The 20309-nt window shown below is 56.3% G+C and carries 12 protein-coding genes; 5 read left to right on the top strand and 7 right to left on the bottom strand.

Translation table 11 applies throughout. From position 1 onward, the window contains the following. Positions 1 to 136: 136 nt before the first annotated feature. On the bottom strand, positions 137 to 1330 hold the full coding sequence (locus tag HMPREF2958_RS06145) for a YlbL family protein (RefSeq protein ID WP_070697315.1): 1194 nt from the start codon (positions 1328 to 1330) through the stop codon (positions 137 to 139). Positions 1331 to 1544: 214 nt separating this feature from the next. Here HMPREF2958_RS06145 and HMPREF2958_RS06150 point away from each other — a divergent pair, with 214 nt between their 5' ends. Then, on the top strand, positions 1545 to 2987 hold the full coding sequence (locus HMPREF2958_RS06150; protein ID WP_070697317.1) for a zinc-dependent metalloprotease: 1443 nt from the start codon (positions 1545 to 1547) through the stop codon (positions 2985 to 2987). Between the two features lie 153 nt (positions 2988 to 3140). Here HMPREF2958_RS06150 and HMPREF2958_RS06155 read toward each other — a convergent pair whose 3' ends face one another. After that, complete coding sequence (locus tag HMPREF2958_RS06155; RefSeq protein ID WP_070697319.1) at positions 3141 to 3731, bottom strand: M48 metallopeptidase family protein; 591 nt, start codon at positions 3729 to 3731, stop codon at positions 3141 to 3143. Between the two features lie 70 nt (positions 3732 to 3801). Next, positions 3802 to 5748, bottom strand: a complete 1947-nt coding sequence (locus HMPREF2958_RS06160; protein ID WP_070697320.1) for an ATP-dependent helicase — start codon at positions 5746 to 5748, stop codon at positions 3802 to 3804. Between the two features lie 228 nt (positions 5749 to 5976). Here HMPREF2958_RS06160 and HMPREF2958_RS06165 point away from each other — a divergent pair, with 228 nt between their 5' ends. Continuing rightward, on the top strand, positions 5977 to 6972 hold the full coding sequence (locus HMPREF2958_RS06165; RefSeq protein ID WP_070697322.1) for a macrolide 2'-phosphotransferase: 996 nt from the start codon (positions 5977 to 5979) through the stop codon (positions 6970 to 6972). 127 nt (positions 6973 to 7099) lie between these two features. On the opposite strand, the gene HMPREF2958_RS06170 is transcribed toward HMPREF2958_RS06165, so the two are convergent. Both HMPREF2958_RS06170 and HMPREF2958_RS06175 read right to left on the bottom strand, forming a co-directional pair. Next, a complete protein-coding gene (locus HMPREF2958_RS06170) occupies positions 7100 to 11434 on the bottom strand; it encodes an ATP-dependent DNA helicase (RefSeq protein ID WP_246828060.1) in 4335 nt (1444 codons plus the stop codon). A gap of 206 nt (positions 11435 to 11640) precedes the next feature. Beyond that, positions 11641 to 15159, bottom strand: a complete 3519-nt coding sequence (locus HMPREF2958_RS06175; RefSeq protein WP_070697325.1) for a UrvD/REP family ATP-dependent DNA helicase — start codon at positions 15157 to 15159, stop codon at positions 11641 to 11643. Positions 15160 to 15265: 106 nt separating this feature from the next. Here HMPREF2958_RS06175 and HMPREF2958_RS06180 point away from each other — a divergent pair, with 106 nt between their 5' ends. From HMPREF2958_RS06180 to HMPREF2958_RS06190, 3 genes are all read left to right on the top strand, one after another. Continuing rightward, the gene (locus HMPREF2958_RS06180) at positions 15266 to 15958 is read left to right on the top strand and encodes an exonuclease domain-containing protein (protein ID WP_070697327.1); all 693 of its coding nucleotides are present in this window, start codon (positions 15266 to 15268) and stop codon (positions 15956 to 15958) included. Between the two features lie 221 nt (positions 15959 to 16179). Next, positions 16180 to 17523, top strand: coding sequence for a threonine/serine exporter family protein (locus HMPREF2958_RS06185; RefSeq protein WP_070697328.1), 1344 nt, complete (start codon positions 16180 to 16182; stop codon positions 17521 to 17523). 216 nt (positions 17524 to 17739) lie between these two features. Next, complete coding sequence (locus HMPREF2958_RS06190) at positions 17740 to 18402, top strand: G protein-coupled receptor family protein (RefSeq protein ID WP_070697330.1); 663 nt, start codon at positions 17740 to 17742, stop codon at positions 18400 to 18402. Between the two features lie 104 nt (positions 18403 to 18506). Here the strand turns inward: HMPREF2958_RS06190 and HMPREF2958_RS06195 are convergent, their stop codons facing one another. After that, the gene (locus HMPREF2958_RS06195; protein WP_246828061.1) at positions 18507 to 19082 is read right to left on the bottom strand and encodes a hypothetical protein; all 576 of its coding nucleotides are present in this window, start codon (positions 19080 to 19082) and stop codon (positions 18507 to 18509) included. Positions 19083 to 19442: 360 nt separating this feature from the next. Continuing rightward, a complete protein-coding gene (locus HMPREF2958_RS06200; protein ID WP_004005085.1) occupies positions 19443 to 20159 on the bottom strand; it encodes a hypothetical protein in 717 nt (238 codons plus the stop codon). Between the last annotated feature and the right edge of the window lie 150 nt (positions 20160 to 20309).

Here is a 20309-nt window from a genome sequence, read left to right on the forward strand (position 1 = left end):
GGTGGCTGGAACATAGTTAATAAACATTATCTCAAATGTGGCACTCTGACACAGACAGGAGCGTGGGCAAACACGCGGAGAAATACCGTATGTTTGCCCATCACCCGACGTGCACGTCTAGATTGCCGAAAACCTTTTACCCGCAGGTGGGGAACTGCTCGGGGGCGGCTCCGTTCTTGATCTTGGTGAGGGCATCCACGGCCTCATCAACGTTATCGACCGGGATTACCTGCATATCACCTGCCGGTGTTTCCCCACGATAGTATTTGAAAACATCGGGGTCGGTTCTGCGGATTTCTTGAAGATCGCCACAGTTTTCGCGCGGTGCCAAAAAGTAGTGGGCACCGTGGTGTCCGGAGGCGATAATCTTATATTTAATGCCGCCGATGGCACCGACTTTACCACTGGCATCTATGGTGCCAGTTCCGGCGACATAGCTTCGGGCTGAATCTTCGTTTCCTGCGCCTTCGGGGGCAAGCAGGCTTTGCTCGGTGAGCTTATCGATGGTACCGAGGGTAAGCATGAGGCCCGCGCTGGGGCCGCCAACACCGTCAAGGTTGTAGGTTACGTCAAAGGGAAGATCAAAGTCCTGTTTGAGCACAATTCCGACAAGCCAGCGCCCCGATTTATCGTCACGCCGCGGTGTGAGAGTAATATTCTGGTTCTCGCCGTTCCGGCTGATTTCGAAGGTGACGGGTCGTCCTTCTGAGGCCTGCACGGTTTCGGTAACATCTTTGAGGGTATTGATCTGCTTATCCCCCACTTTGAGGATGCGGTCCCCACCCTGCACCTGCCCCTCAGCGGGGGATCCGGAGGCGGTTTGGAGAACGCTGATCTTCTCGGTCACCGGCATTTTAAGATAACGCGCCGCAGCAACTTTTGCCTGGGTTTGAGAATCCGCCATTTGTGCGCTGCTGACCTGGTTAGCTTGCTGATGGGTAACATGCGGATAGGTAATTTCGGAGGGAACCACAAGGTAACGGTTGCCGTCCGTAGCCAGCCAGCTGTAGAACGCATCCGCCCCGGGGAGAACGGTGTAGGGTCCGCCGGAGACAGATACTGTGGTCATATTCAATTTCCCAGTGGTGGGATAGGTCTGCGTGCCGTTGATCTGGATAATATCTTGATCCTGGTACTGCCCGAGAATATCGAAGAGAGGTCCGGGCCCTTCTTTGCTATATGAGCTGGGCAGCACAAAAGCACCGAGCATCAGCAAACAGGTTGCAGAAGCAGTTAGAAAGCGCAGATTCAGGGAACGTCGTTCTGATAATGGAAGAGATTCATCGCTCTGCTGATGGGATTTTCTCAAGAAAAATGCACGCTTAGCCATGCTTCTTAGAGTACCCGATATTTTTGTTGGGAACACCACATGATGGGTCGGGGTACACTGCGGCGTCAGCATTGTACGACGCCGAGGTCATAATATGGGCTGTGCCTAGAGCGAATACCGCGAAATCACGGCAAACTCACAGGTTTACCAGGTACCCTTTACTAGACGGGTAGGGGCAGACTGTGCCCGCCCTCAATACTGAAAGGTATGTGACATGGCTGAGAACCCCACCAACGATAATTCAAATGACCGCGATCCCCTTGAGGAGTTCCTGAAAAAGATGCAGGAACAGGGTTTTGATCCTAACGCCGAGCAGAACGGCAACGGCACAACGGATAACCCGTTTGCTTTTCTGAACGGAAATATAAACCCTGAAGATATGAACGCTATGGGTATGTCTTTTGACCCCTCTATGCTCCAAGGTATTTTTGCGCAGGTGCAATCAATGTTTACTGCTGGGGCTAGTGAAAACGGGATTAACTGGCAGGGTGTGAAAGACCAGGCTCGTCAACTTTTGGCGACCACCGGGGAGGATCCTGCCATCACCGAGTCCTTGAGGGCGGCCACGCGCGATGCCTCTAACCTCGCCGATCTGTGGTTGGACAGCGTCACCATTTTTGAGCGTCACAATATTCCTGTTGAGGCCTGGTCCAAGGCTGAATGGCTCGATTCTTCCTTCGAATCTTGGCGTGATATGGTACAGCCCGTAGCGGCTGAGGTAACTCAGGCGATGGTGCTCCCCTCCACCGAAGATGTTCCCGAAGAGCTGGCCCAGCTTTTGGGCGGCACCGGATTCTTGAACAATATTGGTTCCATGATTTTTGGGGCTCAGATGGCGCAGGCGCTGACCGAGCTTGCCGGTGAGGTATATTCTTCTACCGATATTGGATTCCCCCTCGCGCCAGGGCGCAGTGCGCTCTTGCCCGCCGGTTACACTCAGCTTGCTGAAGATATTGAGGTACCCGCGCAGGAAATTCTGCTGTATCTGGCGGTGCGTGAGGCAGCGCTGATTCGTCTGCACCGCACAAACCCGTGGCTGCGTGAAGATATTTTGGAGCTGGTAAGCCGTTATGCTCGCGGTATCCGTGTGGATATGAATCGTATTCAGGATGCCGCATCCCAGGTAGATTTGAGCAACCCCGAGGCCGTACAGGATGCATTTGACGGCGGCTTGTTCAACCCGCAGCGCACCGAAGACCAAGAACTTGCAGTTGAGCGTCTGGAAGCTCTTCTTGCCCTAGTAGAGGGCTGGGTATCGCTGGTAGCTGAGCAGGCAACCCAAAACCTGCCCACAGCCCCGCAGCTGGCGGAAACTCTAGTGCGGCGTCGTATCGAAGGCGGCCCGACCGAGCGCGTGTTCGAGACTCTGGTCGGCTTGGAGATTCGCCCTCGTCTAGTGCGTGAGGCGCAGAATTTCTGGCGCACCTATGAAGAGAAGCACGGATATGAGGCCCGCGATGAACTGTGGGCAGCGCCGGAGACTCTGCCGACCGCCGCTGAGCTTGAAGACCCCGATGCCTATGAAGCACGCCAGGATGAGTTCAAGGTTGAGGATATTGACTTTGACACCGAGCTGCAGAAACTTCTGGACGGTGGTTTTGATGAAGGCGAGTCCGACGGCGGTGAATCTTCCCCCGGTGACGAACCTAAAAAATAATTGCATCACATTTCGTAATCGCGCGTTAGACGCTGTGGGCGATTGAGGGATGCGCACCGCATCTCATGCGTGATACCAGCCGATGAAATGCTCTGTGGGTTCCGAAGGTTTTCTGCCTTCGGGACCCACATTTGTCGTGGATCATCGCGGTTCTTAGTTGGTGGCTTGCGCGCGTATAAATTCCATACCCGCCAGGAATGCCCGTGCCTTATCAAAGTCAGGGAACCGGGCTTCTAGAGTGCGAAAACGGGCGTTATGGTGAAGTTCCACGAAGTGACAAAGTTCGTGGTAGATCACGGAGTCCACCACGTATTCGGGGGCTCCCTGAAGATCATCGGAAATACGGATGGTACCCTGAGTCGGTGTGGCGGATCCCCACCGTTTACGCTGATTCGAGACCCAACGGATAGAATTGGGAAATTTCTCGGGCACGAGCTCGGACAGATGCCTTGCAGCCAGAGCACGAGCACGCTCCGTTAAGTAATCATCAGAGGCAAAAATGCGGCGCCGCCGAGAAGTCTCCCGCTGTTTCCGTTGCACACGGGGAATCAGGCTTTCCAGATATTCGCGAATTTGCACATCCGTACTCGCCCCGGGTACCAACAGGCGAATACTTCCATCTTCCTGCGGCTGGGCACTGACGGTTCTGCGGCGGCGAGACGAACGCACCACCAGGATTTCCGGGGTGGATGCGGTCGCCGGAATAACTTCGTGGTGCTGTCGGACTTTCTGTCGTGCCATCATATGTTGCCCTATCTGAGCGTTAGGTACGGTGTCTTATGATCGTAATTCTCCGCGAGTGCGCAGGTATTATTTAGCTGTGTCGGGCGGATTGACGGGACGGGTCAATATCATCCAGGAAGCGGGAACGGCGGCGTTTTCCCCGCCCACCGGCGGTCCGTGAATCCGACCATGTGAACCACAGGTATTTGCGGGCACGTGTAATCCCCACATAAAGCAGGCGGCGTTCTTCATCAATCTCGTCGGAAGTTTGAGCGAAGGTAATGGGCATAAGTCCCTCGTTTAAACCGCAGAGGAAGACCGCATCCCATTCCAAGCCCTTCGCAGAGTGCAAAGAGGCTAACGTGACGCCTTCCATGACGGGAGCGTCCTGGGTGGCAAGACGGTGCGCAAGCGTTGCAACGACATCGTGTACGGTAAGCCGATGCGGAACCGGAGCCCCTGCGGCCTCCGCTTGAGCGATGTCTTCGATGCGGGTATCTTCCAGATGATCAACCATCGAGACGATCGCGGCAAGAGACTCCCATTTTTGGCGTACAGCGCCAGCGGACTGGGGCGCTTTTTCGGTGTATCCCAAAGGTTCCAGCACTTCGCGCACGTAACGGGGTACGTTCTCGGAACCATCCGTTGATTTTGCCGACGCGCGCAGGGCAAGCATCGCTTGCTTGATCTCGGGACGATCGAAGAATTGCTCAGCTCCGCGTAACTGATACGGAATACCGCGATCGGCGAGCGCCGCCTCCAGAAGCCCGGACTGCCCGTTAGTGCGGAAAAGCACCGCGATTTCTGATGCCGGAACGCCATCTTTTTCGAGGAGATCTTGGATTTGTTCGGCAATGCCTTCGGCTTCACGTTCGTCATCCGTATACCCGAACCATTGGCTTTCAACTCCCGGTCCGCGCTGGGAAACGAGTTTGAGCGGGGGTGCCCAGGAAAATTCGGTGGAGTCTGGGCGTGGACACCGTGCCGCTAGGAGTCGGTTTGCCAGTTCGACCACTTGGCTGTGCGAGCGGTAGTCTCGGGTGAGCCGTACCGTGTGTGCACCCCGGTACCGTCGCGGAAATTCCAGGAGGTGCCGACTGGTGGCGCCGGTAAACGAGTATATGGTCTGCGAGGCATCGCCCACGACGCATAAATCGTCGCGCTCCCCCAGCCAGGCGTCGAGAAGGCGCTGTTGGAGGGGCGAGACATCCTGATATTCGTCTACCACGAAATGACGGTATTGTTCGCGGATGGTGGCAGCGAGCGCATCGTCATCTTCGATAATGCCGACGGTCAGAAGCAGAACGTCCTCAAAGTCGATGAGGTTCCTTTCGTCTTTGAGATCTTCGTAGGCGCGGAAGAGCCGCACCATGTTCTGCGGGGTTATTCCGGAGGGCAGGTTGCGCTGGTGCAGGTGCGGCGTGAGGGTGTCGGGGGTGAACAGGCTGACTTTTGCCCACTCGATTTCTGCCGCAATGTCGCGTACAAGTGCCCGGTCGACGCTCATGCGCAGGCGCTGGGCGGCTTCGGTGATTAAACCGGCTTTATGTTTGACGATATCGGGGAATGAACCGCCGATAGCGCTGGGCCAAAAATACCTGAGTTGACGCAGCGCTGCGGAGTGAAAGGTTCGGGTTTGGACTCCTACAGCACCGAGGGAACGCAGCCGAAGGCGCATTTCTTCTGCCGCGCGGGTGGTGAAGGTGAGAGCCATAACGCGTTGGGGAACGTATTTTCCGCAGGCGATTCCGTAGGCGATGCGGTGGGTGATAGCGCGGGTTTTGCCGGTTCCGGCGCCTGCAAGTACGCGCATCGCGCCGTTGAGTTCGGAGGCGACCCGGCGTTGGTCTTCGTCGAGACCCGCGAGGATGTCTTCGGGGGAAAGCTGGGGCGCAGCGTGATTTTGTTGCGGAGCGGCTGGTGAGGGGACCGATCGTGCCGGTGCCTGTGGAGTCCGGGTGTGAGCCGGGGACGATTTTTGGGCGGGTATGCCGAAGAGAGCTTGCTGTTTGGATGCTCCGGCGCCCTGTGTTGGCATAACGCCCCTCTCCTGGTGCTCTGCGGGTGTTCACACGCTGGTTACCATTGTACCTTTACCTTAGGTGGGGTCTGTCTGCGGCGGTTAGTATAATCAAGCCCAAGGTAGGAGTATCTTTATTCCGTGTTTATTGCTGCGTGACCCGAGTTTTCAAGGGATTACACGCGAGAATGTGTGCGAGGGGCGAACGTGCCGAACCTCATGAGACTCATTTGATACCCTAAGAGGGTGACTTTAACGCCTCTTCAGCTTGCCGCCATTGTGTCAGCGGGTGTGCCGGGAATTTACCCTGTGGGCGCATCCGCCGTTCTTGACGACACCGCCGATTTTGACTCAGCTATTATTGTGGATTCGACCAATCGTCGCTGGCGTGTACGTGCTCCTCGTCGCCCCGATGCCAGCATGCGGCTTGAGGCGGAGCACCTTATTCTTCAGTCTTTTACCCCCGGTCTGCGTGCCCGACTGCCTTTCCAAGTGCCGACTGTGGTGGGTACCGTGCCCTATCAGGACGGCAGTGTTTTCATTTACACGCATATTCCCGGTACCTCTTACGAGGTTGATGATCTTGCGGCGCAGAACGGGCATACGGCAGATGGTCAAGATAACCTGGCTGTTTCTCTCGGTAAAATTTTGGCGACTCTGCACACGATGCCGCACGATCTGGTGTTTGAGGCGGGCCTGCCCTCGTATAATTCTGAGGAGATTCGCCGCCGCCGCAGTGTTGAGCTTGAGCGTGTGGCGCAAACCGGCAAGATTCCTGCGGATCTGTTAGCACATTGGCGTTCGGTGCTCTCCCCCGGCCCCACGTGGCAGTTCCAGGCTCACGTGATTCATGGTGATATGAACTCCGATAATTTGGTGCTTGATGGCGCGAAAATTGTTGAGGTGACCGGTTGGTCTGATGTTCAGGTGGGAGATCCTGCCCAAGATTTTGCGTGGCTGTTCTCTTGTTCCGATCAGGGCTTTACCGACAGTGTATTGGATGCTTACCAGCGGCAGATGCGTCCCGAACCGGATGAGCATTTGATTCAGCGGGCGCACTTCTATGCGGAATTTGCGATTGCCCAGTGGTTGGCGCACGGTGCTGAGATCGGCGATGACGATATTGTGCAGCATGCCGTCGCCATGCTTTTGGATGTGCAGGATGGTCTGCGCGCGACCGGTGGGTTACTCGGGCAAGAAGAGGAAGAAGAAATTCCGCAGGTTATTGACGACGAAGACTAGAGTAGAAAACGATAGATTTAAAGGCTGAGACGCCACCCTGTTGGGTAGCGTCTCAGCCTTTATTCTGTTGCGACTAAGAATATATTCCGGTTGCGCTATCTACCTCTACTATGATGCATGGACCAGGCTACCGCGGCTGCCCCGGAAGTTCTTCGCCCCATCCGGCGCGGGAGATAATGCGTTCAAGCTGCTGTTCGTTCTGCAGACCGCCGGCAATATCGGTGTCCCACACGGTCTGGTCGGAGCCAACATAGTAGAACGCCGCGTGTACACGTTCAGGGTCTATCCCCTGTATTTTGGCGAAGGCAAGCCGGTATAGCGCCAGCTGGATGCGCTTATGCCGCATCGCGTGTGCGGAGGGTTTACGCCCAGTTTTCCAGTCCACGAGATCCCAGTGTTCCTGCTCTTGGAGGGTGCCGTCGGCGTTAGTGACCTGTTCGGTGCGGCGGAAGACCGCATCAATACGCCCGCGGATGTTCACGCCCGCTACGTGAGTTTCGACCGGGTATTCGGCGCGCCATATGGTGCGGGAAGCCCATTCACTCTCAAGGAATGTCGCGCGCAGTTTATCAAGGTCGAAACTGCCGTCAAGATCATCATCGCTATAAAGTTCGTCCTGTATATCGAGCATAGGTTCGTCCCCGAAGTACTCCTCAACCCATGCGTGGAAAAGTGTACCCTGCCGCGCCGCCGCAGATGGCTGCATCGGTACCGGGCGCACCAGGCGACTCAGAACCGTCTCTTTATCCTCCGACAAAGCAATGAGGGTGGATGCCGACATATGCTCGGGTTTCGTGGGAACCGCTGGGGTAACGGCGCGCTGTGCCAAGGCAAGAAGCAGGTCGACCTCATGCTCCCAATCTTGAATCTGCTGAGCTTCCGCTTTGGTGGGGCTAGTAAGTTTATCGAGCTCGTCAAGGCTTAACGACCCGCGTTCCACATTAAGAGCGGCACGCTCCACCCGTGCACGCCGCTGACCGGGTACCGCAATAATGTCACGATTCTCGGTGCGTTCGGCGAGGTCTTTCTCGGATGCCCAGCGGATCACCTGAGCGCCGTCAAAGGGGTCAAAGGGCCAGTCGGCGGTCAGCACGGAGCCCTGCTGCGGGTTATCTTTCACCCACGCCGCCGGTTCCAAGAAACGGTGCACAATCTGCGGCCGGACCCCTGGCTGCTCAGGGCCTTGTTTTCCCTGAGCAAGCTGCGCTAAAGGTTCGCGGGCGTAGCGGAAATTCTCGATCACATCCAGCCCGTAACGCTTTTTGAGCTGTTCCAGATTTTCGTCGTATGCCCCTTTGGGCTCCTGCGTTTCGGGCAGGTCGGGCTCCTGCACGCCGCCCATCAGCGCCTGCTTCACCCGGTGCACCTCAGGCAGATTCAGTACTTCGGCATTTGTGATCGGGTTTCCGCCATCGTGCACAAGCGCATGCGCAATCTGTTCATAGACCGCGCTTGTATAGCGCTGAGAAGCTGCCGTATCTTTGGGGTCATCAGGAGCGGGAATAACCGGTACAGACGTACCATTTTCCAGGCGTATGCCCTGGGGAATACTGTAATTCTCAAGCCACAAGCAGCGCCCAAAAAGTACCTCAATGCTGGCGTCACGATGCTCAATCGCCCACCCAGAGGTGTAAAAACCGGTGCCCAGATAGCCCGGATACAGCCAGGGTGCCACCTGAATACCTTCGTAAGGTTCCTCAGCATCACCCTGCGCGAATTGCACCAGCTCGTTCCAATAGGGCTCGGGCTGATAGGGGTTTACATTCGGACCCACCCATCGGCAATTACTGATGTGCAGCAGCGAGCGGGCGCGGGTCATGGCCACATAAACCAGCCTTCGTCCCTCAAAGCCCACATAGTCATTCGCCATATCTTCGCCGTCTTCAAGACGCGCATTGAGCTCTTTATAGTTCTCTAGGGCGCTCACCTCTTCAGCCCGTTCCAAAGCGGACGGCAGATAGTCGCGGTCACCTCGTAGAGGCCAGGGCAAGCTTCCAGGTTCCAGGCGGTGCCAGGTGTGTGGACGTGTGGGATATTTATCGCACATACGCGGCAGATATACGTGATCCCATTCCAGACCTTTCGACGCGTGCATCGTAAGGATTTGCACCGCATCTCGCCGGGGTTCCTCTTCGGCGGGGGTTAGCCCCCGCTCGTGGTTTTGGGCCTGTTCCAGCCAGGAGAGGAAACCCAGCAGATAGCTAATACCGTTGGCAGAGAGCACAAACCGCCGGGCGGTGGGGGCGTCCTCATCGACCTCGGTTCCGTCTGCGCCAGCATAGAGCATCGCATTGATGCGCGGCGAGCTCGCAGCGTAACTTGCGGCGACCTCATGAAAGGCATCCAGATGTGCGCGCGATCCGTAGGCGTCCCCGCCGGGGCGGGCGGCAAGCTCGATATCCAGGAGCATCACCCGCTCAATCTCATAGAGCAGGGTGCCGATATCCTCGGTGGTGAACTGGCGCAGATACTCAACCTCGGCGGTGAAAGCGTGCAGACGGCGCAAACCTTCAACGCTCAGACGGCGCCGGGATTCGGGGTAATCCGCAGGGTAGATGGGGTTACCGGACTCATCTGCTGCGGGAAGATGCTCGATCGCTTCAATAAGCGAACCGTATTCGGCGAGGTCTTCTACAGCGTTTTTACGGACTCGCTTAAATTCTTCGTGGGCGGCACGCAGATTGGCATCGGTATCAGTTTGAGGGCTCGAAGGTATATCTCCGCTCGTCTCCTCAGAGGGCTGCTCGCCAAAGGTTCGTCCCATATTTTTCTCGCGCGTGGTCGTCAGGTAATTCGACCAATCCCCCAGCGCAAGCAGATCCGCTGTGCCCAACCGCCAACGTGCGCCAGCGAGCAGACGCATCAAGGCATCTGAACGGTTCGGGTCTGCTAAGACCCGCAGCATCGAGACCATATCAATAATTTCGGGGCGTTCCAGAAGCCCACCCAGACCAACCACCTGTACGGGAACACCCAGGCTCTCGCAAGCCTGGCGAATGGGTTCCATCTGCGCGCGGGTGCGGGTGAGCACCGCCATCGTGGGCATCTGTTCCGGAGTATCGGCGTAGCGGGCGCGTTCGGCGGCGATGCGTTCGGCAATACCCTGCGCTTCCTCGGTCTCAGACCCGTAGCGTGCCAACTGCACTGAGCCGAGCATAGCGCGGTAACCGGCCTCATCGGGGTTGAGGATCACCGAGCGAGGCCGCAGATCGGGCACGTGAGGCGGAGCAGGGGCACGCACCCATTCGGGAATATTCTTGAGTTTAGCGGCGATCAGGTTTGCGGCATCCAAGATAGCGACATCATTACGCCACGCGACTGTCAAATAAAGAGGCGTTTCATCGCGTGTTGGGAAGTATTGATAAAAACTAAACAGCTGACCGTCGGAGGCACCGCGGAACCCATAAATAGACTGTTTCGGGTCCCCCACCGCCATGACCGGATGCTCAGGCTGACCGGGACGCCCATCATGCCCGTCGCGAGCTCCGTATAAATCGGCAAAGAGTCGCAGCTGGGCGTGCGATGTATCCTGAAACTCGTCAAGAAGCACAACCTTATAGCGTTCCCGCTCCAGCTGTGCGGCGGCTGGCACCTCACGGGCGATCCGCGCCGCCAACGCGATCAAGTCGCCGTAATCGAGCACCTGCATACGTGCTTTCACTCGCGCATACCGCTGCACAAGCTTCGCCAAAATAATTTTGGCTTTCAGCCTCTCTATGACCTTTTTTGCGTTAGCGCTGGGACCGGGCGAGCTGAGTGATTCGTACGCCGCCAGGTGTGCGGAGCAAAATTCGATAACCTGCTGCGGACTTACCAGATGTTCGGCACACTCCCCCGACAGCTGCAAAAGGCTCTGCACAATCGTACTTTTTGAGGCGACTCCCGAGGCTGAGCCGGCGGCGGGCAAGTCACCGTCCCAGTACTGCACGATCTGCGCGGCGAGCTGCCAGGCTTGAGCATCGCCAAGCATTTGCGCATCCTGCTCAACGCCCAGGCGCAGACCGTATTCTTTGACGAGATTATTCGCGTATGAGTGGTAGGTAGAGACGGTGGGCTCGGAAGAGCCAGCAAGAAGTTCTTCTTCGCTCAGCTCAATCAGGTTACGCTCGCGCAGAATATTTAGGCGGGTGCGCATGCGATCGCGCAGCTCTCCTGCGGCCTTGCGGGTAAAGGTAACGCCCAGAACTTCATCGGCGCGCACGATTTTATTGGCCACAAGCCACACCACACGATCGACCATCGTCGCGGTCTTTCCCGAGCCCGCGCCAGCGATCACCAACCGCGGTTCAAGCGGCGACTCAATAATGCGAACCTGTTCATCGGTGGGTGGGTTCAGCCCCAGCGCATGCGCGATCTCGCGGGCGCTAAGTCGAGCAGGTTGGTGTGCTGTTCCCCCGGATACTCCGGATGCGCCACGGTCGCCGTCATGCTTGTGCGGCTGATCCGGTTCAGAGGTAGTCATACGGTACGTATCCATTCCTGACGGGGTGATAGTGTCAGCTGTATCAGATGTGATACAGCCACAGGATGCAGTTTACCACCGACGCAGTTCAGAATAGAGGCCGCACGTCAACCCTCTAGGCACCACTAACTAGTGTCCTGTGGGAGCCTGTCGTTTCTGCCGGGGTTGTCGCTCGGTGTCCGGCAAGCAAAAGCCCCGTTTCCGGGCTAATCCTGAGTGATCTGGCGTCCCTGCGGGCATAGAGGGCAAATTTCCGGCAGTCGGCAGGTTTCTCCGGGCCGGTGCCGTGCCTGCATGACGGCACCGGCGATTAGCTCCGCCGCACGCTGGACCAGCTGAACCGCCCAGATACCGGTTTCGGGGTCGAGCGCATCTTGCTCTTGCGGGCGGTTTCGGGAGGTTGCTGCGGTGCCGTCGCCCAGCTGCACGAGCGCGGCTCCCCCGGATTTGCGCGTGAGAACCTCGAAACGCTGGGGCGCCGCCTCGCGACGCTCAAGCCCGGCAGGCATATCAAGACCGTCATGCTCAACGCCGAAATCACGGCTCATGGCATCCCCGGCGCCCGCCTCTACCGCTACCTGATAGGCAGCAAGCTGGGCGTGCTCGGCGATCTGGTTTTTATTGGGTTTGGTCTTACCCGTCTTCAAATCGACGATGACGTATCGGCCGTCCTCGGTTTTCTCCAGCCTATCGACTCGCCCAGAAATCTGGGCGTTCACGGCATCGCCGGGAACCAAAACCCGGAAGGATCCCTCCACGCCCACAAGTTCGCGGTGATCACCCGGCATAATCTCATTGATATACACCGCGAGTTTATCCACCATTTTCTCGGCACGTTCACGTATCTGCTGCCCCTCCCAAGTATCAGGCAGCGCAAGCGTACTCAGGCGCTCTTCAAGCTGACCGCGCAGGGTCATATAGTCGGCGTCCGGGTACTCTTCTGCGATCGCGTGAATGAGCGTTCCCAGCGAGCGCGAGGTGTCGGTCTGCGCCTCGGCACGAGCCGCCGATACGAACCAGTCCAGGGGCGATTTATGAATCGTCTCGATACGCGAGGGCGATACCGGAACTGTGAGTTTTTCGGGGTCACCAGAGTCAGTCGACAAGCTGTCGCGGCGTGGATGCGGTGTAAACGCATTCTGCTCGGTCGAGAGAGGCAAAAGTCCCCACCACTGTTCCGGGGCTGCCCCCGGTGCCCCGGCCTGCGCTAGCCTGTTGAGCTGTGCTGCCGCAGCATTTGCTAAGGTGGGGTCTGTGTCTTGAGCCTGCGCATACCGCCTCAGTTCCGCGACGAGGGCGCGCAAGGTCATGGGGCGGCGCACGTGGGTGATGTCGGCGGTGCGCGCATCCGGCACGAGAATATCGAAAAATTCGCTGGGTGCGTCTTCCGTTGAGCTCACGGCGGTAACAACGAGCCTTTCGTTCGCCCGCGATATTGCCGTGGAGAACATGCGTAATTCGTCGTGCCGCACCGCCCGCACACGGTCGCTCATGCGCACCTGCTGAGCTGCGGCAACACCCATATCGCAGATGTCGGTCAGCTCACCAGCTTTGAGGAGCGAGCCGCGCACCGTCGTATTCGGCCAGGTTCCATCCTGTAGCCCACAGACGTAGACGGTCTGCCAGTGCCTGCCCGCCGCGAGTGCCGGGGTGAGGATTTCAACCGCATCGTAGCGTTTGCCGCGCGCCGCGAGAGTATCCATGGGAAGGTCTTGGGCATCGATATAGTCGAGGAACAGCTCAGCGGAGGAACCGGGCATCTGGTCGACGAAACGAGTAGCCGCCTCAAAAAGCCCTATCATGGCGTCAAGATTTCGATGCGCCCGCTCGGCTTCCGGCCCGGTCTGCGCGCTTTCGGTCACCCAAATTTTTTCGAGTCCGCTTGCCTGCCACAGCGCCCAAAGTACGGTTTCGGCGTTGGCACCGCGTTCGGTGAGAGCCTTATGCCCGGCGGCAAGTACACGTGCCACGCGGCGTACCGCCGCACCGATACCTTGCGCCGGAAGTGCCTGCGGGTTCAAGAGGGCGCCCAGCAGAAGATCGTCGCTACAACGGTGCCCGCCCGCTCGCAGTTCTGCGGCGCGAAGCTGCTGACGTAGACGGCGCACTTCCATGCTGGATGCGCCCCCAAGCCGCGAAGTCAGCAAGGTAATCGCGTTGTGAGCGCCGCTGCCGGGGTTTGTGCGATTTTCTTCGGCGAGAACATCGGCTAGGCTTTGCCGCGCAAGTTTTTCGGCCTCGTCATCGGCAGAACGTGTGCCCTCCTCCGTGACAGCTTCGGGGGTTATATTCTCCGTGAGGCTCCCGTCGAAATCGTTATGATCCGGCAGTTTCAGGTAGTCGGCGCTTTGCTGACGGGCATAAACCAGCAGAGAAAGCGCATCCAGGAAAGGACGTACAGCGGGTTCATCACGCACCGGAACCAGTGCTGCACCCGTCACGGTGGGGATGCCGGATGCCGCCAAGACACGCCGGAACCGCGAAACTTCGGTGCCGCTTCGCACGATAATCGCCGAACGCGCATACGCCGCTCCCCGGTACAGATAGTCCTCAAGAAGGAGTTGTGCTACCTGGTTCGCCTCATCCTGAGGTGAACCCAGAAGGTACCCGAAAACCCCCTCGGGAAGTTCATCAGAGTGCCGCGGGTCAAGCAGGTCACCATCATCGCTGAGGCGCAGGAGCGCAGATTCCTCATATTTACTCGGTGCGGTCTGCGGTTCACGCGGCGTAGGTGCATTCGCAATAACGGGGAGCCGACGCGCGATATTTCTCCAGGCCAGGGTGATGGGCGCATTCATGCAGTACGAAGTCTTCAGTTCTTCTCGCTGCAATTCCGGGAAAATCTGGGGTAAAGTCGCCGCTAGGTCGGGGCGCGCACCGCGGAACCCCTGCACCACGGTTTCGGTGCAGCAGGTAATTAGCACCCGTGCGAACGGGGCAAACGCGGCCTCCAGCGCCTCGCGCTGATCGCCCGTGTATGTGGCAAGAACCTGCCCCGGCTCGCGCCCTACTAGGATGCGCATCAGCCGGTACACGGAGGGGCTAAGTTCCTGCGCATCGTCAATCAGGATCAGGTCGAAGCGCGCGCGTTCTTCCCGCAAATATTCGGGGTTTGCCAGCAGGAAGGCGCATGCTTCATGGATTAACGCGGCGGGATCGTAAGCGTTTGGGGCACGCAGACGGCGAATCTGCTGGTACTCGGTATAGAGCTGCGCCACCGAATGCCAGGCCGGGCGGTCCAGAGTTTGCGCCAGGTTTTCAAGCTCTTCGGCGGTCAGCGCATATTCGGCAATACGGTCAAAAAAGTCACGAATCTCCTGGCGGAAACCGCGCGTACCCAAAGCCTCATGCAAATCGGCGGGCCAGCGCACCGCCGCGCCTTTGCCTTCGCGGTGCCCCGCCAGGATTTCGCCGATCATTACATCCTGCTCGGGCCCGGAAAGCAGCTTCGGGGCGAACTCCACCCCGGGCAGAAGTCCCGACACATGCGCGCGACGCAACAGGTCGAAGGCATACGCAGCCCACGCGCGAGTGGGCGCGGTAGACATGCTGCGGTCAATACGCCGTGCCAGCTCATCGCGCACACGAGTAGCACCCGCGCGGGTAGGGGTCAGCACCAAAAGCCGCGCGGGATCGCCCCCGGCGTTCAGAAAATCTACCGCCGCCGTAATCACGCGCTCAGTCTTGCCCGTACCGGGCGCCCCCAGGATGAGTGTAGCCGTCATGGCTTTAAGTTTATCGGGGTTTCTCGGCGCTACGCAGATGTGTCCTCTGCCTGAGAACGTCACGAAGCATCGGGCATTTACACGCGAACTCCGCTAGGCTTGAGCTATGAGCTGGATAGATGCCCCTCGCGCAACCTTCGATTTAGAGACCACCGGTGTCGATGTAACGACCGCCCGCATCGTGACCGCTTCGCTGCTTCTGCTGAACCCAGATGGGAGCGTGCAGCGAGCTGGCGAGTGGCTGGCTAACCCCGGCATTGAGATTCCCGAAGGTGCCGCATCCGTGCACGGTATCACAACCGAATATGCGCGCTCCCACGGGCAACCTGCCCAGCAGGTGATCTGGGAGGTCGCGGGTGCGATCGGTTCGCTCTTCCTAGACGGCATACCCGTCATCGCGTTTAACGCCGCCTACGATTTTTCGGTGCTTCATCATGAGATGCTCCGCTATAACATCGCCCACGGCGAGCTGCCCGCCGGGCACATTCTTGACCCGTACGTGATTCATAAGCACGTTATTCCCCGCAAACGCGGCAACCGCAAGCTCGAAACCCTCACCGCCGAACACGGTGTGGTTCTAGAGAACGCCCACACATCCAAGGCGGATGCCCTCGCCGCCGAACGACTACTCGTTAAGCTCGCCGAGCGTTTCCCCGAGATTGCCACGGATGCCGCTGCCCTCCACACGCATCAGGTTCAGTGGTCGCTTGATCAGGCACGCGATTTCCAGGACTGGCTGCGCACCAAGCCAGGTAAAGAGAACGAGGTTATCGACGGTCGGTGGCCAATACGCCGCTAATTCTCTATCAGCCTCGTTGATTTCGTCACGTTGAACAGACTCTGTTGAGGCTGCTTAACTCCCCTATTCACTAAGTATCGCGAAGGTTATCTCGCCGGTTTTCAAGGCGTCTGGCACTATACCTGCGCGCCACTAACGCCTATGCTAAAGAGGTAGGGGTTCTCGCCCCAAGGTGCAGTGCAGCGCGCCGGTTACGTATCACATCAGCATTCAGAATTGTCATGGAATATCAAGACACCAACACGTACAGTATCTACCTCGGTTCCTCCCGCGAACAGCACAAATATATCGTGTCGCAATCGCAGGTGGTGCTCAAGCTCGGCAGAATCCTCATGAAATCGGGGGCAAGTGCCTACCGTATCAAGGCATCAATGGCGCGTTTAGCGAAGGCCGTGGGGCTGCAGGAACATCACGCGCAAGTGACCTTCACAGAGATCGCCACCTCATCATATGCGGACGGTAATTTCCGTACTGAAGTTGCCGAGCAGCGCACGATGGGCATTAACTCCTACAAGATTGACCTGCTGGGTAAGTTCATTTCTGAGCTTCCCGATCGCATATCTCCATCTGAGGCTGACGCCGAGATTACCCGCATCGATTCCATGCCGCATCTCTACAAACGCTGGATGCTCTCCCTCGCCTCCGCCATAGCCTGTACCGGGTTCGCCTTCCTCAACAGGGGCGGTCTGGTGGAATGCCTCGTCGTGTTTATTGCCGCTGGTGCCGGTCAATTTTTGCGTTCTACTCTCATGAAGCGCGGCACAAGCCATATGGCGATCTGGATGGCGTGCGGATTTCTTGGGGCAGGAACCTATATTGGAATTATTAGGCTTCTGGTGGCTCTAAACCTCGTGGGAAGCGACCATATGGTGGGGTTCATCTCCTCAATTCTGTTCTTGGTGCCGGGTTTCCCTATGGTGACCGGGATGCTCGATATTTCCCGTATGGATTTCCTGGCCGGTGTTTCACGCCTAACCTATGTGGCAGTGCTTTTGGTGAGCGGGTCTTTCGCGGTGTGGGTTCTTGCCTCGCTCTTCGAGATTCCGCTTCTGCAAAATATTCGCCCGGATATTCCGGTGGGGTTATATATCCTGCTGCAGGTTATCTCATCGGGAGTTGCCGCCGCCGGGTTCGCCATGCTCTTTGCCGCATCTCCCGTGGCATGCGTATGGGGCGGCGTCATTGCCGCTGTCGCTAATCCGGCGCGTATCTGGCTTGTGGAGGCGGGCTGGGCTCCCCATATGGCGGCGACAGTCGCGGTGTTCGGGGTCGGCATTATGGCGGAGATCGTGGCACCGCTGCACGGACGTAAATATTCGCGTATATCCCTGTCGGTGCCTGCCGTGGTGACGATGGTTCCGGGTGTGCCGTTTTATCTGTCAATGTCGTATTTTTCGGGCGGGAATATATACGCGGCTACCAACGGTTTCGTGCAGTCGCTCCTCACCTTCTTGGCCCTGGGGCTGGGGCTGGCGTTTGTGCGCCTTCTTTTCGATAAGAACTGGCTCTTTGATCAGGATACTCAGGTGATGAAAAAACTCGATAGCGCATCACATATGCGGTAGATCTTCTGCAATAAATGCGGTCGTTTAGGTGGCGGATTCTGCAAGCTTCCGTGACGAGTCAGCCAACCTGTGCCCTATCTCGTGTGCTACGTTTGTATTGTTCCAGGGGTTTTGTGCCGCTCACACTCACCAACCAAGCGACTGCTCTTCCGGTGTCGCTCGTTTGCACGGCGTATTTTCCTCTCAACCAATTACCGAACGAGAAAGATCACCGTCATGCTACATCGTATTATCCAGCGCCCTCTGAATACTGTCTTTGACAAACTTTATGCACGCCGTGCCGCCAAGTTCCCTATAAATCCAGATGGTGTTTTGCGCGTCAGACATCCGGCCTTGATCCTTATTTCGGTCTTCATCTCGGCTTTGGTGGGCACTCTGCTCACAGCTCTTATCGTGTATATGGTGCTGCATCCAAACACAACGCAAACGCCCCAACAATCACTCTCAATCCTGGGATCTTTTATCCTGTGTGTTGTTATCTTTTATGGCTTAGCCGTTTGGGCGTACCTCAACTATAGAAATATCTACGTTGAAACAGCGCGCGACTATGTAGAACAACGAAATGCTTTCGGCCGGGTCACCCGCATCTATTACAGCGAGGTAAGCGCTTACAGCTATTGGTATGAGTACAACAACAAAATGCTGACGCTGTTCTCCTCTGACGGCCGTCAAGTTTCTTTCCGCCCCAAAATATACCGTGGGGAACGTGTGCTCGCGGTTTTGGCGTTTAGGATGTATAACTCCCGCTGGCCTGACCCGCGAAACAGCAGCGATCAGCACATTGTCGAAACTCAAGCAGCAAACGGTATCGCCGAAAGAGCCCTCTGGAATGAGCATCCGGTCGGTAAGAACCTGTTGATGCCGCAGGACATTCAGTAATTCCGCAGTAAACGGTGGGAGCAGAAATTATTTGGCTGTTTCTGCTCCCACCGTTTATTGTCACGGGCTATATTCCGGGTGAAATTATCTGAGGCTTGCAGGTTTTACGATGCGCTCCCCTGCGGTGGGTTTTGATTCTGCTGATAGTTTTGGGGCTGCTGCAGGTATCCATAGGAGTTCATCTGCTGATTCGAGGGCTGCTGGCCTGAATTTAGATAGCCCTCTTGAGGATACGCGTTCTGCGGGTATTGTGGCGGCATTGGTTGTTGCGGGGCAGCAGTCTGTTCGGGCGTTATAAATCCATTTACTTGAGGGTATTCCATCAAGAAATCGGTTACTTCATATTTGGAGTCTGCTAGTTTCATGATCACAAGTTCATCTTCAGGGTTCTCAAGGTCAGGCCAACGACCAGAACGTGCCCGCGCATACAGCAAGGCGCCAAAGATTCTTTCTTGAGGTTTGGCCGGAATACACGAGAAAACTGTGTTTCCCCAGGGATCTATCAGATAAAGATCATCGCTAAGGTCTTGAGTAATTTTCCAGTGCTGCCCATCTAAGGTTTGACGTTTCCTTTTGGGACTGTATATATACCCGTCAATAGCTGCAAAGGGAGTAAATTTTTCTTTCCCGAAGACGGTCTGAGTCAGGAACCCTTCAGAGGTTATATCGATATAACTCATATCATGCTGAGCAACGAGGAAAAATAAACCTAATATCAGGATGGGTCCACCATATGCAAAGATTGTTATCTTAATGGTATGCGACCCATCATATTCTCCTGAAAATATGAGTGGAGCAAAATACAGATATCCAATAACTAAAATATAGAGAATATAGTTAGCTCCATGAAAGCGCCGTACGCGGTACGGATGTTTTTTAGACTCCACCCAAGATTGTACCAGCGAGAAAATAAGGTGAATAGAACATAGCACTGCCACGGCAATCCAGGCAAAAACCATTATAGAAACTCCATATCATCGGTGATATTTCCCTACCAGGATACCCTGAGAGGTACCCAGGTCTCATGCACAGTTCCTCGCTTAAAAATCCTGTCGCCATCGATTAACGGTTAGATACCTGACAACCACATCTTTCGTGTACTCCGCCAGAATTTTTTCATCCTCTGAGTACCCCAGCTGAGGCCATCGTTCCTGCATACCGCGAAACATCAAGCACTGTCCCACATAATCCGGCATGGCCGAATGACGTACCTGTGTCTGAAGAATTTTTTTACCTTCGTGATTAATCACGCGGAGCCTATCGCCGCGGGAAGTATTCACAGCGTGTCGATCTCCCATAGACACGCGAAGGGTTCCTTCGAAATCAAATCGAGCTGGGCGATAATCGTACCCTTTGATATCAGAAAAAGGAATATTATGCACTCGCCCAAAACCACTACGAAAGACAAACCCCGAAGGAACAAGCTCGATATACCGAATCGTGAGACCACGTATAAGGAGAATAATAAAAATAAAGAATGCGAATATTAGGCACATCGGTACAGCAAAAAGTACGATGACTATAGGAGTCCCTGCGCTTGGCGTCAGAATGACAGAAAGAACAAAGGCAAAGAAACTGCCAAAGCCCACCAGAAAAATATCAACAATCACTAGAATCCACCACGGGTATCGTGCCCGCCGAAGCATCGCTTCGCTCTCACGTTTAGCTCTCATCCCCAAATAGGTAATATGTAACGCTGCACAGGTAAGCAACACACCACCAGCAATACCTGCACTCACAAAAACTGATGTATTCACAGGTGTACATCCTCCCACGGTCCTTGACGTTCTATAGATTATTTAAATAATTCTTTGGTGAGTGTCTAAATATTCTGATTCTTACAACTGGTGCTAGAGTCCCCCATTCTGTTCTTTATTGGCATTTCAAGGCTAGCATTACATCTCCTC

The organism is Rothia sp. HMSC036D11 (genome assembly GCF_001814205.1).
GTDB lineage: Bacteria > Actinomycetota > Actinomycetes > Actinomycetales > Micrococcaceae > Rothia > Rothia dentocariosa.